Origin of the sequence: Legionella cardiaca, assembly GCF_029026145.1 — a bacterium.
Classification (GTDB): domain Bacteria; phylum Pseudomonadota; class Gammaproteobacteria; order Legionellales; family Legionellaceae; genus Tatlockia; species Tatlockia cardiaca.
Window position 1 is genome coordinate 2,827,513 of record NZ_CP119078.1, and the last position, 16,663, is coordinate 2,844,175.

Below are 16,663 nucleotides of genomic sequence, written 5' to 3' on the forward strand. Positions count from 1 at the left end.
TTGTTATTTTTAAACAACAACATGACCAAAATTCTATTCTTTTTTGATGGCACTCATTTAGAAGGACAAGGCAGATCAATTCTTGAGAAAGATACAATTCCCCATGAAGATACAATAAGAATTTATTTTAAGGGTTGTCACGGCAGAAAAACAGGTGGGAATGGTTGGTTCCCAGATATTGCAGGGGCTGCAAAACGTCTGGTGAGTACCTTTACGAATGACACACTTGATCTTGATGCATTAAAAAGAAAATTTGACACTGATGTGGTTATTGAACCTTTTGATTCAGCAGGAACCAGTCCTAAGCATTATGGCAAGGTTTCTGAGATAGATGAAATCTTACTGGCTGGCTATAGTCGTGGCGGTGTAACAGCCTTTGCTGTTGCAAAAGAATTAAATCATTGTAAAAAACAAACACCAGTAAGAATTATTGCTAATCAGCCGGTGCCCGGTAATTACTATAATGGGGCAGGAACGGTCGTTTCTGAAGTTGAAGACTTAAGTATGTGCACCAACATAAAAACCGCATCCGTAATTGTTGGTAGTTATACAAAACAAGTTGGATTTAGCGGGGCTAACCAGATATCCAGTTTTTTCCACAGAATTTTTTTTAGACAGGTTGTTCCTTTTTTTTCAAAGACAGTAAAAGCAAATATTATCGAATGTCCAATTAACTCACATTTTTCTTCTCTAGGCGTGCGTCTTGGTTACGAATATATGATAAATGAATTACAACAGTATGGTTACTGCCGTACTCGTGATCCAGAATTTAACATTAAGGAAACTGTCTATAAAACGCGCTATCTTGATTACGAACCACTTTTTTTGCATATTGACGAAAAGCATCTCCCTTTTGGCGATATCAATCGTATTAAGTTAGATCCACTTTATCAAGAAGCGCTTGATGAACTTACTGATGATATCCTCCTGCAACGACTTGATGCAAACATTACAAAATTTGTCGATGATGTTTCCTTACTGAATTCTTTAGTGTGGGCCGCTGAATTAAGCAATGAACAGAAAAAAGCAATTTGTTCTTTGGCTAGAAGATGTCCTGATAAAGAGAGCCTTGAACCAATGATTTCAATGATTCTAAATAAAACCCCACAGGGAGAAAAGTTAATAAAAATCATTAATTCGACTAGCCTGGTTATTGCTCAGGCATTAGAACATTTAAGCCATCGCTCAGATAACAAACGAAAGTGTCTGATGGAAAATAAAGATACCTATCTTTGGAATATGTTCAAGTTATCTTATGAATTTTTAACTATTTCTGAACCTACAGAGAAAGATAAACGATTAATACGCGAAAGGTTGTTACAAATTAACAGTAATTTTATAAATGACAATAAAATCAGCGAGCGATTAAACCCCAAATTGGATGCGTGTATCACCCTTATAAAAAATTTAGTTTTCGGTATTTTATCCCTTGGTACTGCGTATATTTATAACGCTGTAAAAAACAAACCTATCTTTTTTGTAAAAGAAGTGGAATCAAAAGTTCGATTAGAAGAAGGAGTCCAAAAAATTCATGAGGAATTATTGAACGATTCACTTACTCTATAGAACAAAGCAGTTACCGAATGCTTACTGCAATTTCTTGTTAGCTTAAAAGGAAGTTCGCAACTTTTTACCCCTTACGACTTTTCCTTTAATTTAATAAATGATTGCTATAATTAAGCTTGTCTAAACCAGGAAGGAGACATTCATGTTAGCTGCACGTATGCACGAATATCATAAACCCTTAGTACTCGAAGATGTCCCTGTACCCGATATAAAGCCTGATGAAATCCTCATAAAAGTGACCGCGGCTGGAATGTGCCGCACTGATGTACAATTACTGGATGGTTATTTTCGAAAATACGCGAATCTACCCTTACCCCTTACACCTGGACATGAAATTGCAGGAGTCGTTCATAAGGTAGGTAACCTGGTTTCGAAGTCCGCAGGATTTGAAGAAGGTGATCAAGTAGTTGTGGTCGGCGGCTGGGGGGACGAGACTTGCCGTCATTGCCATGAAGGCAATACACAGATCTGTAGTCACGGTCGATGGCCTGGTTTTGGACCTTATGGTGGCTACTCCGAGTTTGTGCCAGTTCCAGCTCAGTATCTAATTAAAGTTAATAAATCTCTCAAAGCCGAAGAAATTGCACCACTTACCGACGCTGGTTTAACGCCCTATCGGGGTATCAAAAAGCTTCGAGATGCTGGTGCTTTAGGACCCAACCGTGTACTTGGAGTATTGGGAGTTGGAGGTCTGGGAACTTATGCCGTGCAGTATGCGAAACTATTGGGAGGAGGGGCAACAATCGTAGCTTTTGCTCGACACCCTGACAAAATAGCTATTGCCCAAAAATATGGGGCTGATCATGTTATTAACACCAGAGGAAAATCATTAGAGGACATTCGTAAAGAACTCCAAAAAGCCACTGGTCAAAGCGATCTTGATGCGGTCATTGACTGTGCTGGAGCTGAGGAAGTACTGCAGATGGGGTTTGGGCTGCTTGCAGTCGGTGGTCACTATGCATCTGTAGGTTTAGTAGGTGACTCGATTAATATTCCACTTTTCCCCTTTGTCGCTCGTGAATACACCTACCATGGTTCCTTCTGGGGGAATTATAACGACCTAAGTGAAATTATGGCTCTTGCTTCGCAAGGAAAAATTCTACATACAATCAACATTATTCAACTAGAACAAATCAATGAGTATCTTGATCTGTTAAGAACTGGAGACATTGTTGGACGAGCAGTGATTAAATTTTAAATCTAGCCTTGATAAGACGTAACCTGGATTATGACATTTGTCTAATCCAAGTTACGCAAGAATAAGATTATGGGTTTGGCAAAGACGATTGCTCAGCTTCATCATTTTCAGAAGGCTCTTTGACTTCAATTTTTTGATCGTTAGTTAACAATTTATATAATTTGATGCCCTGGTCAATTGCCACACCACGAGCAAACATTCCGAAAGCCGATAAGCCTAACAATGGATAAAAACCTTTTGGACCACTTGATTTGTAAATAGTTTTGGCCATTTTCAATAGATTAACAGGCTTTTCCGATATTTTTTGATTCATACCAATCACACTGAAAGGATTACTAAAGATATATCCTAGGATTCCAGCAATACCCGCTGAAAAAAAACTATCACCATATTGCTCTTGAAGATACTTGACTGTATTAAAATAAATTCCGAATTGAATTCCATCGCGCAAAGCAATGGCGTTCACTCCCGACATCAAGCGCTTTGGAGTAAGAGTATCAAGTGGAACATTCGTCATCATTCTTGCTTTCAATACGGAAATTGGTGCTGTGAGATAAACCGTTTCAACACCAGTAAAAAATCCAGAGTATCGTGCCATTTCATCATTAGGCCAAACCACTCTCAGCATTTCTTCAGTGAAATATTTCATGGGAAAAAATACGGCATTTTTAGCGCCGGAATTTAGAAGAGCGACAGGAAACCCCGAGACAGGGTGCTTCAATGTAGTATAATACGCTTGCACATATGGACTATTTTTCCACCATACAGACAAATTTCCATGCATCATATGTTGAAAGAATCCGAATGTTGAGGTTTGCGTCTTTTGTACCACTGCTTTAGTGGCATAACCTAAAGGCTTGTCTATCAGCATAAAAGTTGCGGCTGTACTAACACCACCTATTACTGCACCTTTTTTGACATTATCAATAAACTCTGCCACATTGAATGACTTGGACTCAGATGTTACTATCTCTTTTTTCTCATGCATATTAATAAAACTACGTGAATATTTGGTACGCATGATAAGGAAATAACCTTAAGTAAATATTAAGTGCCTTTATGATGCAAAGGAGTGTGTTATGTTTACAAAAGTAGAAAAAACGCGTAAGGATGAGAAAAACCCGGGGAGCAAGCTAACATCTATGAGTGGTATAATAGGGCAGGCTTTACTTTTTGATAATGGCTTTTTTCCAATTGGTGAGCAACCCAAGATACAAGAATCAGATAAAGATAAAAAGATACCACCGTCCACATTGACTCCTAATGGTTAAGTTATCATTTTTACTCACCTGTTTTTATTGATGCTCAGTGCGAGCTGGATATAGCTTGGATTTAAGGAAATGTAGTTTAATACATTTTCCTTAGCTGGCTGTCTATATTTGTTTCATCGTTAGGGGAACTCAGCGATTTGTTCAATATTTCGTATAATATTTTTGGTGATAAGATTCAACGGCAGATTATTTTCTCCCTTGCCAAATGGCTGCTCCAACTCTTCCGCTAAAATTTCCAGCCCTAACCAAATATAAACAATCATAATCATTACAACGATGACTAAATAACCAAAGGTATCCGCCCAACCGAAAGGAAACATTATTATATAAAATAACAAGGCTTGTTTAACGAAATAAGAAAAGGCGGGAGGAACTGGTGTATTGGCAATTCTTTCACAGCCGCCGACTACATCAATCAAATTGACTAAATGAGTATCCAATGCCAAATATTGTTCTAGCTGCAAGACACCCTTTTGACGTAATTCATTAATTATAAAATACATGCGCTTTGTAACTAACAGCACAGGGTTCTGTGAATTGAATTCATGAATACCCAAAGAATGCAATTCTCTTTCTAGTTGTTGACTATTTTTTCGTAGATGAGCGGTAATGAGTACAGGAAGTTTAATTAAGAGGTTATAAAATTCAGGGTATTGTTTTAAGCCAACAAAGATATCAAATTTTTGACCAAGATTACGGCAATTATTAACAATCGAGCCCCATAGAATACGCCCCTCCCACCATCGTGAGTAACTACTGTTTACTCTGAAACTAATAATCACAGTTAAAATAAAACTAAATATCAAATGAAATTGTCCTAAATGATAGCCGTGCGTATTTTCAAAAAAATAGGCAATTAATAATGCATAAAGAACAATAACCACTGTTATAGGTAATAGCTTGCGAAATACCTTGTCCTTATAGAATAAAAAAAGATGAGGTACCCACGTTAAGAGATTATAGGATTTCAGTTTCATTAAACTTCCCTTTTTAAACCATATCTTATTGACGCATCCAGGCTTTAGCAAGTATGCCCACAACTGACTTCATTTTATGAGGGCATGCTTCTATTCTCTATGTATCATTTTAATGCGGGGTATAAAATCACGCAGAACTACATTGGCGAATATTCAGGCGCAGTAGATACTGGTGACGATGCAGGTTGTTCTCTTGTGCGATTGAACATACTAATGGGAGAAACTGGATGAGAAGACAATACTGGCTCTTGCCTCATTTTCTTTAGGGATTTCTCAAATGTGTCCATTTCCTGGAGATCCGCTTCAAGTGCATTAATCAACGCATTATGCCCTCTATCTACCCCTCTAAAATTTTCATCTACATAGGTTTGTAAAAAGTAGAGGTCTGCACCAACCTCAGCTATTTGGGTCGCTACTGCTCTAAGTTCTGCTCTTTTTCCATCCGCAAAGGAGTCAACTTTATCTTCAATGCTTCTTTTTACCGAGACAATACCATCTGCTATTTTGTCACCCCAAGGTGTCAGCAGAAGTAAACTAGCTGCGGTCATACTAAAAAGAACAGTACTCAATATAAAAAGTGCAACAAAGGGTGTTGCAAGTGAGATCGTGACAAAAGTGATAATGAAAGCAACCAAGAAAGGAACGAGGGTAAATATACCATATACAGCAACAGGTTTTAGCCAGTTAAGCATATTTTCTTGTTGGATAATTGACTCACGAAGGGCTGCGCTTTCTGTATTCAACATTTCTAATTTTTTTGTTCTTTCCTCTACGGTCACACCCTCTTCCATCAACTGCGTGTAATGCGCCTTAGCTTTATCAATTACATCGCGGTGATTTTTGAGTAATTGTTTTAATTTTTTCAATACCTCCTGGATTTTTGCGTTATTATCATCAATGGCTTTTACCCATTTGGTTAACTCTTCTACATCATCCTGATTTGTAGTTTTCTTAATTTCGTTTAATAGATGGTGTTTGATTTTATTTTCTTGTATTGCAGTCGCTTTTAAAAAATCCTTGCTCAGGGTGCTAATAAAATCAGCCGCACTGTTGGGCAAGGGGACTTGTAATGGCGTTTGGTTAACTAACAATAGCAATGCTTGTGCGGAAGAAAGAATGGTTTCCTGGACGGTTAAACCAAACATGGTCGTATTGATGAGTGCATATAATTTGCTGTTATCATAAATACTTCTCGCACGTTTAATTTCTTCAGTTGTGGTTAAAGAAGGTAATTGTAGTTCGGAATATATATTAAGATTCCATTTTTCTATATAACTCCAGCCCTCCTGGAAACCCATTAAATGCTCGGCAATGCTAAAATCATCTTTAAGTTGCTTCAAACTAATAGGACCTTTCGCTGATGGAAAGGTAATTTTTGACGTTGCAAGATCCTCACTAGAGGCTTGTTCAAGATAATTCAGGATATCTTTTAAAAAATAGATATTACCGTCATTTCCCTTTAGAAGATGATGTTTTTCTTTTACAATAATTTGCGGTTTAAGGTCCTGCTTTCTTATTTCAATCGCACCAGATTTTTCCAGCGTTTCCAAAAAAGTGATAACATCTTTTGCTTCTTCAAAATGAATCGGGAGCAACAACACAATTACCTCGATATTAAATCTAAAAATGGCAAAATTGTCTCACAATTATCTTTAATGCTCAATATTTAATCCTAAACACCATTTATAATACCTTGCGGTACGAGGGAACTATATTATTCAAGGACATCTTTAAAAAACCAACTGGCGCATCACCAAAATTGCCAAATTAGACCACTTTGTGTACAATTGGCAACCAGAATGTTGCTCCACTTTCTCCGCAGCAATTCTTTAATAAATACCAAATAGAGATGACTATGCCTTTTTCTTTTGAACAATTTAATCCTTTCGCACCTGTAGAATTATCTAGTGATGATCTCATCCAAATTGATAATTTAATCATTCATTCACTAAAAAATATGCAGCTTGGTAAACCTCTGGAAATTTTATTATTAACAGAGGAGGAATTGAAAAATTATGATGAGAAACTTGCCGAGGAGCGTATGAAAAAACTGAATGCGCGCCTTCATCAATTTGTTAATGGATTGCAATTTACTACAGAAGGAAATCAGGTAAAAATAGGCGTGCCAGAGTTTATTGACGAAGAAAAATTGCGAGCTCGATTTATAAGTAAACCCGGTGAAGCTCTTCTCCCCATGGAAAACATCCAGAATATTTTAGCGCGTCTTTCTGCTGCTATTATCGCCTACTCAGTGGGAGATTTATTTATTGATGCACTTTCTGATGAAGAAGCTGCGAATGCTAATAAACGATTTGAACTAACCCCACTTGAACGCGAAAATTTCAACTTGAATGATGAGAGATTTTCAAGATTCATGAACTATCTGGACAAATTATCTCAAGCGAACAACATCAGCATTTGTAATTGGATGAAGCATTATAAGATTCCGCAGTTTTCCTATAATCACCACGAAGGGGATAAACGATTTACTCAGGTATTCGTGCTCCCCATTCGCTATCAAATTCAGTGCCCCGGAGATCATGTTTCTCAACTATTTGAGGCGCTTAAGGCAGATGCAAAATCTTATTTAATACCCGAACAAATTTTCTTAAGTGAAATGCTTTGGAAACTAAAGTCACATGATTATGTCGTTCATGGTGGCGGTAAAATCATAAATGGCAAGCAATACTCAACGAGTGCTGCTAATCTGGTGAAAAAGCTTGAAACATTACTCGCTACTAAAATTGATTTACATGAAAGTAGTGCCATCGAAGATTTTAAACGGCAGGCACAAGCATTAGCTCAGGATATTAGAGAGGAACTAAAACATAAAAGAACATCTCAAACTGGTCGGTCTTTTGGCTGGTGGGGACAAAGGGATAAAACAACCATTAATCTCTATGAAGAAATTTTAAATATAACCGAGCAGGTTATGCCCTCTATCCTAGAGGAGATTCCCTTAAGAACAATTCTCTCAAAATTACAAAATCACCACTATGTTATCAATGGTTTTGGTAAAACCGTTTTTGGTAAAAAATATACAACAAGCGCCGGGAATGTCGTCGAAAAAATTGAAAATTTATTCGCTAAGCGCATTAATTATAACGATGCTACTGCGGTTGAAAGTTTAAAAGCAGAAATACACGAGCTTTTCCAGGATATCGCTAAGGAATTATCGGGAAAAACAAAAGCAACGGCAGGCTCTTGTTTTAATTTAGGCGGCAGAGATTTATCTACAGCGCAACTTTATTCAGAGATTGTAGAGATTTGCTCAAGTAATAGCGGTACCGTAGAAGCTTTACATCTTACACAATCAGTCTAAACGTTGAAACAAGTACCTTGGCTGTCAATGATTAGCCAAAGTACTTTTATTTATGTGCAGGCTTGCTTACTAATGTTTTAACGACACTCTTGCTGTAACCAACACTCATCAGGATTGCACACTTCTACCACTTCACATTGAGGGATATATTGTGGTGCATAAACTGGCGGCGGAACATACACGGGTGGCGGAACTGGAATATTGATAATCACATTAGGTCCGCCCCAGCCAGGATACCATCCTCTATCGTAATAACCCGGCCCATAACCATAATAACCATGGCCATGATAATGCCGATGTCCCCAATTAGCCTGACAGGTAAAACTTAAGCTAAACATTACCCCGAAGAGTAGAGAAGAGATTAGATAGTGAATAGTTTTCATATCATCACTTGAAGGTGGTATTTGATGACTAAATTTTAAACGAGTTATCACGTAATTAACAATCATCTAAGTGAAATTATTATTGTTATGGCTACTGAAAAACATAATTGCAAGCCAACTCACCAAAAACTCAGATACACAGTGCAGGGTCGCCTTTTACTTAACACTTTTGTTAAATTACTTGATGATTTTGAAATAATAAGATATTTTTTCTTTCTCCTCAATGTAGAGAAACGAAATGCTAATCAAACTGATCCTTGGAGCCCGTAAGTTTCACCAGGAAAAATTTAAAGAAATGCAACCCATTTTTGAGATGCTCAGTGGTGGACAACACCCTGACATTTTTTTTATTAGTTGCTCAGATTCACGGGTGGTTCCCAGCTTATTAACTAATTCAAATCCTGGCGAAATGTTCGTGCATCGTAATGTTGGTAACATTATTCCTCCCTTTACCTCAGCCACTTCCAGTGAAGCCGTTGCAATAGAATTCGCACTCAATGGACTTGGTGTAAAAAATATTATTCTTTGTGGACATTCTTGCTGCGGAGCAATGGAAAAATTACTTGAGCCAACAGAAAAGTCACCTACAATGGCGACGTGGTTAAACTATTCTTCTTCAGTACTGGAAACTCTAGCGACAAAAGAAACAGAACCGACATTAGAGAATGTCATTAAACAAAATATCCTTGTACAGCTTGATCATTTAAAAACTTATCCACTAGTCGCAGAGAGACTTGCCTCTGGTAAACTAACGCTTCACGGATGGTTCTATAATATAAAGTCAGGCGAAATTTTTATTTATCAAGAGCGTTTGAAAGAATTTGTTAACCTGGAACAGGCTCTGAATATTTCCGTTGAAGAGAGGAAAATCTCTGTTATTAAAAAAGTTACCATGGACTACCTCTCCCCCCTCACTCAGCCTAAAACAGCAGATGACTATCTTACGACGGCTCAGCTATTTTCATCTCTAAAATTCAATCTAAAACCAATTTGGCCTGCCATTAAACCTTTGGTTGCGAAAATGCTGTGGGAGGAAATAGGTGGGTTATATTCAGAGCCTGAGGATAAAGCATTTACGGATTTTGTTGAAACGGGTGTTGATATAAAGCTCGAGGATTTAACCGATTTTCAAAAAGAACTTCAGCAATCGGCTGGTTATCATCTCTTTTGCAGCCAATTAATTCGTAAATCTGGGCTCATGAAATCGCCTTCATTATTGGATTGCCCCCAGCAGCAAACAAGTAACCTTACTTATCAATAAAGCTGGTCAACTATCCTTATTACTCATCTAGACAAACCATGCTCTGAATCCTAAATGATATCAGAGCTATTACTCGGTTTCTCATTTATTGAAGGGATTTTTTTGCCTATCAGTAAATAATCGTCTTCTGCTCCCCCAACTGACTAGGTAAATTTACCCATATTCATTTTATAATTGCAGATATAAAATACTATTTTTGTAAAATTAAATCACAAAGTCAATTATTCAATCTATCTGTAAAAACAAATAATCACTATCCAAAACGAAATATGCGAATTGAATATCAGGGAAAAATAAAAGATCTTCTGCAACGCGCCAAAAATGAGGCCGATAAACTCGGTAAACGCTTGTTTGCAGATTTTACTGAGCGCTCTACCATCGTTGATGCAACACTGGACAAATGGTTACGCCTGCGTAATGCAATAAATATGTATTACACCTGTAGTTCATACTATCGGGGAGGTGCTTTTTATCGCTTAGATGATCATCATTTTATCACGTCGATACAAAACAAATTGCGAACCATGACGACAATAGCTTCCTTTGCCCCTGTTGATTATTATGGTCAAGTTAATTCCCATACTTATCGCTTGTTTCATATGGGAGACTCCTACATTATTAACGATAAGGAACACAATGCAGCAAATGTTTTATATGATTTGTTATTTTCACGGACCAGCTTAGAGTGCACCGCCTCGATACAAATTGCGAATTATCTAACCCTATTGGATTTGTTAAATTTACTTCATGGCTCACAAAAAGGCACCTTGTTATTTAATAAATTATTGGGCGCTAAATCTAATGAAATTCATAATTTAAATCGATTATGCATCGGTACCATGGGAAATATTTGGTCTGGTGAATGGTTTGATTTCAATCCTCTTTATTTTTTTATGAATCCTGGTACAGAAAAGCTAACTTTAAACGACCTCGAGACACATCCCAATAAATATGTTGGCTCACATTTTTATATTCGTGGTCATCAGCAATATCTTCACAAACATCCACGTGGCGCGGCGCAGGGTTGGAATGTCATTTTTCTAGGTTTGGATGAAACAGGTAGTTCCCTTTTTTTAGCAGCAAGCGAATCAAGTCAACGCTTTATTTTTACTTATGAGGAAATGCTTACTATCTTGATGAACGGATTTAACAAATTTCCCGGGTATAAAGAAAACAATGTTGCAGCAAATTTTTGTGAACAAAAAGACTTGGTAGGTTTTATAGACCACCAAATAGCTATTTTTAACTTGGAAAATATTAAATTACTGCTAACTAAACCAACAGAGTTGATGAAACAATTGCAAGAGTTTTCTCTGCAAGCCTACATTCACTTGATAAGGCGTAATAACTATGACACAAAATCAACGACGGTCAGCCCTACTCAGATTCATTATCCAATAATTCATGCAACAAAAGATGATCATGATTGGGAAACACTAAAAATGTTCAAGCCATCATTTAGACGGGATCCGGTTAGATGGACAACAAAAGATGATTTAGAGGTACGCCCTGTATCAGGTCATTATAATGCAAAATTCTTTGCTAATGTCACACTTCCCCGTTATGTAAATGAACTTATTAGCGAAACAACTTCTCTCCTCGATGAATTGTACGCTGGCGATCTTGATGATGAAAATATAGCAATTTTTTATAAACAATCTTTGCAGGCATTAGCGCAAACCCGTCAAGCCATCCAAGAGAATAGACTTACACAGAATAAATTAGATAAATTAATTGAGTTTCATCAGCAAATTAGCACTGTCAAGACAAATCAAACATCCAACAATCCTTGACTATAACGAGAACGAGGGGATTTGCGCGAAATTCAATCAAAATGTTCAGGATAAAGAGGCCATAAGGAAGCAAATTCTATTGTAGAGATGGCACAAATTTTACTTTCCTAATTCAATTAGTCAAAAAAGTTAATTAGAGCAGCAGCTTGTGCATAAGGAGACTCTTTAGCTTAACAGCAAGCGTAATCCCATTGGCAGTTCGCTTGCTCAGTGCAGTTACATTGAGACATTAGCACTAACAAAAAATCATTTTCCATCTCGATTTCATTCATTTGGGTCCAGAAGTAAAAAAGCGAAACCAGCACCTAAAGAGCATCCGCCGCCGATTGCTATAACAGTAATCGCTGCAGTACCGGTTAACGCAGTAATTATTCCAGCAATCCCTGGCTTCAGATAGTTAAAGCAGCAAGTCCGGCTATTAAAATTACTAATGCCATGATTTTAAGTGGCTGACTACAAGTGAGTTTAGACAAGAAATTGGCAGATAGACATCCTTCAGGTTCAAACGCGCATTAGTGTTAATTAATCTTTACTTAACATTGTTTTGCTATTTTATGAATAAGAACCTTAACAGAGAAATATTATGTCAAAGGTTATTCTTATCGCAGTTAGTGATGGTTTTGGTGGGTATGGGGATTTTTTATTTGCTCTTAAACTCGCGGAGCAAATAAAAAAATATTATAAAGACAATTTGGGTATTGATAATCCTCCCGAAATTAAATTAGTTACCCAAGCAAGTGGTCAACAGAAAATAAGAAATTTAAAGGGAGATGAAGAATTTAGTGTCGAGGTTTTAACACCGCGGGAGCTCAAACAAAAAGTTGATGCTGATGAGTTAGAAGTTGAATCAATAATAGAAGGTCCTGTTTTTAGGTCCCGCTTAATCAACGATATAAACCTCGCAATTCAAAAACAACAGCATCCGGTTCCTTTAGTCATGATGCCTGAATATGCCTTCAGCGACGCCCTTCACCGTGAAAACATGATTCCTCATCAACAATTTCGTCAAAATCTTAGCAAAATCGCTTATCGAGGCATCGTTTATACTGGATTTAATACTAGCACTAAGGAAAAGGGCATTATCCTAAGTGATAATCTAATAAATCCTGATGAACCGTCAATATTAGCAACGAGACTAGAAGAAAAAATAAAAGCTGCTCTTCCTGGTGAACAAGGTATTGAAGCTTATCAAGCGAGTACTGACATGTATTTTCAGTATAGTCATGATACTTTTCCAACCACTCCCAAAACTTCACCAGCAGAGCGTTTTTTAAAAATGCAGCGGATCTATGCCAAAGACAGTGATAAAAATCAAGATGTTTTGATGGTAGGGAAATCAATACTTAGCAAACGTCAGGCTTTAGAAAAAGTTAAGGAACAGCTTATCGATGATGGTTTTACCAAGATTAGTTTTTATAATGCCGATACTAAAGAAGAAGAATATTTGCATGGTAATCCTGACTCCAAGGGGAGACACTATCGCGTTGTCTATACTGCTGGGATGTCACATAGTTCAATGATTGCTGCCCAGGCCCTTTCCGGAGATTTGCTCGGCGCAACGGGCGATCAATCGTTTGGTGAGGCTGTGAGTGGAGACAAAATATTAGTTTACGAATGCCTAAGTCATAAACAGTTGCTAAGAAATCAATACTACCAACAATTAAAAAACCTTGACCCGGAATGTGCACAAGCGCTTGATTTGCTTAAAAATGCTGAAACTGAATCTGATTACCGGCGGTTGGAATTATTATTAACGCCAGCTATGAAATCCAAATTAAAACACTTAAGTAGCTCATTCAGAAATACTGTTGAACTTGCAAAATTTTCTGCTATTGCAGCGCTGCCAACTGAGCTGCTAAGTCAACAAATTGCAAGAGGCACTATTCCGCCTTACTCTAGCGATACTGATTTGCTTTCTCCTTTTGAAAACACGTTAAGGGCAGGCAATTTTGATGCGGTTAGTTATGTAATTGAACACCACACCTCAAACAATGATGATCGTCGAGAATTTTGTGAAACATTCACTCGTAAAAATCATGAAGGGAATACACTACTAAGTGCGCTACGCACTGCCAAACCCGAAGCAGCAGAAACCAGTCAAGCAAGCTATCTCGTTGCCAGATTTAATATAGAGAAATACAAACCACAACCAGGTAGTACTCGTGAAACGATGTTTAATGCTTATAAAGAGCTAATTTCTACCTTTTCTGCATTAGGACAACATGATGAAGATGCCTTAATTGGTCTGATGTTACTAACAACGAAAAATATATCCAGGGAATACTCTTTCCTGTCCCCAAGAAAAGGATGGTTCTTTGGCAGTCAGTTTTACTCCAATTTAGAAGATACTCTAAAAGAGCTTGGGGTAAATTTAAAAACGATTACTCCTCAAGAGAAACAACGCTATCATACTGCGCTAGCTCGAGTTATAGAAAATAATCCCAACTTAATAGCAAATGAATATATCCTTCAGTCTTTAAGTAAAGAAGCCAATATTGATCTCCCCAAAGTTCCTCCTCTGCTTAGTAAAAGTGAAGCTCTAAATTTATTACAAACCGAACCAAAAAAAAGAGGGGAAAATGTGCTTACTGGCTCATCGGGTATATATAAAACCCATTCTACTCCTTTAGGAAAGGGGGGGTGGGGTAGTGTTTATACCGCTAGACACTATTCACAAGATCAAGAAGGATTGCATATTAGCTCCCCCCTTGCCATAAAAATGATGCCTGCTTCGGGTAAAATGGTAATGAATAAAGAAATGCAAATGTTTAAAGCGGTATATCCTCACGAGCACTTCGAACAGTTTGTTCAAAATGGGCAAGCTTGTTTGGCAATGCCCTTATTTTCTGGTGTTCCACTTGATAGTTATTTGTATGAGCATGTAGAATTGAGTAAGGAAACACGCAGAGAAATGGCCTGCTCCCTCCTTCAGGATTTACAAAAAATACATAGTGCAGGCATCACTCATAATGATTTAAAACCAAAGAATATTCTTTATGATCCTGTTGCAAAAGAAATGCATATTATTGATTTTGGCTGCGCAGAAAACGCTGGGACAATGCTTAAGTACAAAAGTTTCGATACAGCAATTTTTGCATTTGAAATTCCACCTGAATACATGAACGGTGCGGCAGCCAACTCACAAATGGATGTTTTTTCATTGACACCAGTCATTGCCGAACTGTTGGGAGCTAATAAAAAAGAATTTGTTGGAGCAAGGATGGAACGCGCTCTTGCCAAAGTTAATAATCCTAATTTAGTTCAAGCCATTAGGCAGGCCTTTAGGGAATCTGAATCACTTGAAATAGCTTTATTTAGTAATAGAGTGTACAGCTTAACTCGGACTGAAGATTTTAAATCGTTTGTAAAGTATTATGTTGATGATAAATATGATTTCAGCCCTTATACAGAATTACTTGGAGAAGAAATCATTGAATTGCTAAATAATATGCAAAATAAAGATCCTGCTCAAAGACCTGATATTGAAGAAGTCTTAGGAGCGTTAAAACAACAAGAAGCAACCATACCTCTGGAGATAAAACAATGAAGCAGATATTGATTAATGAACTTAAAAAAGTTTTTAACCTTGGCAAAGAAGATAATTTAAGTAAATTAGAGAAAGATAATAAAGCTGCCGCAGTTCCTGGTCTTCTAACATTGATTAAAAAATTAAATGATGCCTCTACATCACCGAAAGAAATTGCACTGCAAGTAGAAGAAGTAGTTGTCTGTATTGCGCTTAAAGACACCAAGGCAACTGAATTAGAAAAATCCTTAAAACAAGCCTTAGAGAATTATCAAGATAAACTGGAAAGTGGTGAAATCGAAATGCCGGATGTTTCTTCGTCTTACAAAATGTAAGTATCGATGTAAAATTCAAATGACTTTCTTTTAACAAAAAATTATCATCGATTACCTAGAGTCTTTGAAATGTTCTCCTTCTCTCTAGAAAAAAATCGACAGGTTAATAGGCAATGATTTAGCATAGCCTCCTGGCATTCATTCTCACAAGGAAGTATCTATGTTTAGACTCTATAGCAAAGCCTTATTAGCAGCGACATATAAAGATGGCAAACCGGGTGGACAACTTACTCAAAAGCATAGAGAAGCGGAATATCATCCTTTTAAAACAGAGCATCTATTTAAAAATGCAGTAATTCCCAAAGATCTCTACGGAGCTCGATTAATCCAACAATTTTTAATTATCAAAGCACTAGAAAAGCGATTACAAGGGTTGTCTACTCAGGATAAATCAGAAATTAGTGCATTTTTTGCTTTGACTTATCTTGAGAATCTATGGCGTACCGCAGGTATGGAAAAGGATTTACAACAATTAGATATTGACCCTAATAAAATTTCTGAAGGTGAGAAAACAAAATCCACTAAAAAATACCTTGAAGACATAGAGAAATTGCCACCCAAACTTCTACTTGCACATTTTTTAGAACATGTTGCCGGTTTTCTACATGGGGGAGCTATTGTTAAATCCAAGTATATTCTACCAAGTAATCAATTAACCTCTTATCAAATAACAACTCACCAATATGATTTTTCCTCAACTGGAAAATCATCCATGAGCCTTTATAAGGATATAATGGATCACGTAGATAAAATTACTTTGGATGAAATGGAATATGAACAAATATTTAAGGAGTGCGGGGACATTTATCTAACCATGACAAACATCTATAATGACTTATGCAAAATGCATATTAAGCAGCCAAAACTCCCTGATTCCTCTTTGGTTGGTTTTACTGTCAGTATTTTTGTTCTAGCAGTAGTTTTAAAACTACTCGCTAATTATGTAAATCAAGTGACACCACAAATATCCTACAACCCTTAGTTAAGCTCTCGATGCAAGTTGTTATCTTTTGTCATGCCTGTGCGGGCAT

General features: G+C 37.1%; 13 protein-coding genes. 9 read left to right on the top strand and 4 right to left on the bottom strand.

Features of this window, described 5'->3' with window-relative positions; all coding sequences use genetic code 11:
* The first annotated feature begins 21 nt into the window (after positions 1 to 21).
* Both PXX05_RS12355 and PXX05_RS12360 read left to right on the top strand, forming a co-directional pair.
* Positions 22 to 1,566 carry a hypothetical protein gene (locus PXX05_RS12355; RefSeq protein WP_275088497.1) on the top strand — a complete coding sequence of 515 codons (1,545 nt, stop codon included), beginning with the start codon at positions 22 to 24 and terminating at the stop codon, positions 1,564 to 1,566.
* 142 nt (positions 1,567 to 1,708) lie between these two features.
* Positions 1,709 to 2,764, top strand: coding sequence for an NAD(P)-dependent alcohol dehydrogenase (locus PXX05_RS12360; RefSeq protein WP_275088498.1), 1,056 nt, complete (start codon positions 1,709 to 1,711; stop codon positions 2,762 to 2,764).
* A gap of 67 nt (positions 2,765 to 2,831) precedes the next feature.
* Here PXX05_RS12360 and PXX05_RS12365 read toward each other — a convergent pair whose 3' ends face one another.
* The gene (locus PXX05_RS12365) at positions 2,832 to 3,752 is read right to left on the bottom strand and encodes a hypothetical protein (protein WP_275088499.1); all 921 of its coding nucleotides are present in this window, start codon (positions 3,750 to 3,752) and stop codon (positions 2,832 to 2,834) included.
* Positions 3,753 to 3,843: 91 nt separating this feature from the next.
* Between PXX05_RS12365 and PXX05_RS12370 the strand changes: the two genes are divergently transcribed.
* Positions 3,844 to 4,035, top strand: coding sequence for a hypothetical protein (locus PXX05_RS12370; RefSeq protein WP_275088500.1), 192 nt, complete (start codon positions 3,844 to 3,846; stop codon positions 4,033 to 4,035).
* A gap of 119 nt (positions 4,036 to 4,154) precedes the next feature.
* On the opposite strand, the gene PXX05_RS12375 is transcribed toward PXX05_RS12370, so the two are convergent.
* Positions 4,155 to 5,012 carry a bestrophin family protein gene (locus PXX05_RS12375; protein WP_275088501.1) on the bottom strand — a complete coding sequence of 286 codons (858 nt, stop codon included), beginning with the start codon at positions 5,010 to 5,012 and terminating at the stop codon, positions 4,155 to 4,157.
* 137 nt (positions 5,013 to 5,149) lie between these two features.
* Positions 5,150 to 6,613, bottom strand: a complete 1,464-nt coding sequence (locus PXX05_RS12380; RefSeq protein WP_275088502.1) for a hypothetical protein — start codon at positions 6,611 to 6,613, stop codon at positions 5,150 to 5,152.
* A 254-nt stretch (positions 6,614 to 6,867) separates the two neighbouring features.
* Between PXX05_RS12380 and PXX05_RS12385 the strand changes: the two genes are divergently transcribed.
* The gene (locus tag PXX05_RS12385) at positions 6,868 to 8,334 is read left to right on the top strand and encodes a hypothetical protein (RefSeq protein ID WP_275088503.1); all 1,467 of its coding nucleotides are present in this window, start codon (positions 6,868 to 6,870) and stop codon (positions 8,332 to 8,334) included.
* A 77-nt stretch (positions 8,335 to 8,411) separates the two neighbouring features.
* Here PXX05_RS12385 and PXX05_RS12390 read toward each other — a convergent pair whose 3' ends face one another.
* The gene (locus tag PXX05_RS12390; RefSeq protein WP_275088504.1) at positions 8,412 to 8,768 is read right to left on the bottom strand and encodes a hypothetical protein; all 357 of its coding nucleotides are present in this window, start codon (positions 8,766 to 8,768) and stop codon (positions 8,412 to 8,414) included.
* Positions 8,769 to 8,955: 187 nt separating this feature from the next.
* Between PXX05_RS12390 and PXX05_RS12395 the strand changes: the two genes are divergently transcribed.
* From PXX05_RS12395 to PXX05_RS12415, 5 genes are all read left to right on the top strand, one after another.
* Positions 8,956 to 9,978 (top strand): carbonic anhydrase, encoded by a 1,023-nt coding sequence (locus tag PXX05_RS12395; protein ID WP_275088505.1) that lies wholly within the window; start codon positions 8,956 to 8,958, stop codon positions 9,976 to 9,978.
* A gap of 269 nt (positions 9,979 to 10,247) precedes the next feature.
* Positions 10,248 to 11,771, top strand: a complete 1,524-nt coding sequence (locus PXX05_RS12400; RefSeq protein WP_275088506.1) for a hypothetical protein — start codon at positions 10,248 to 10,250, stop codon at positions 11,769 to 11,771.
* A 583-nt stretch (positions 11,772 to 12,354) separates the two neighbouring features.
* Positions 12,355 to 15,318 carry a protein kinase domain-containing protein gene (locus PXX05_RS12405; RefSeq protein ID WP_275088507.1) on the top strand — a complete coding sequence of 988 codons (2,964 nt, stop codon included), beginning with the start codon at positions 12,355 to 12,357 and terminating at the stop codon, positions 15,316 to 15,318.
* Complete coding sequence (locus tag PXX05_RS12410) at positions 15,315 to 15,632, top strand: hypothetical protein (RefSeq protein ID WP_275088508.1); 318 nt, start codon at positions 15,315 to 15,317, stop codon at positions 15,630 to 15,632. Before PXX05_RS12405 ends, PXX05_RS12410 begins: the two co-directional genes overlap by 4 nt.
* Before the next feature lie 160 nt (positions 15,633 to 15,792).
* Positions 15,793 to 16,614: a biliverdin-producing heme oxygenase gene (locus PXX05_RS12415; RefSeq protein ID WP_275088509.1), complete on the top strand. Its 822-nt coding sequence runs from the start codon at positions 15,793 to 15,795 to the stop codon at positions 16,612 to 16,614.
* Positions 16,615 to 16,663 lie beyond the last annotated feature (49 nt).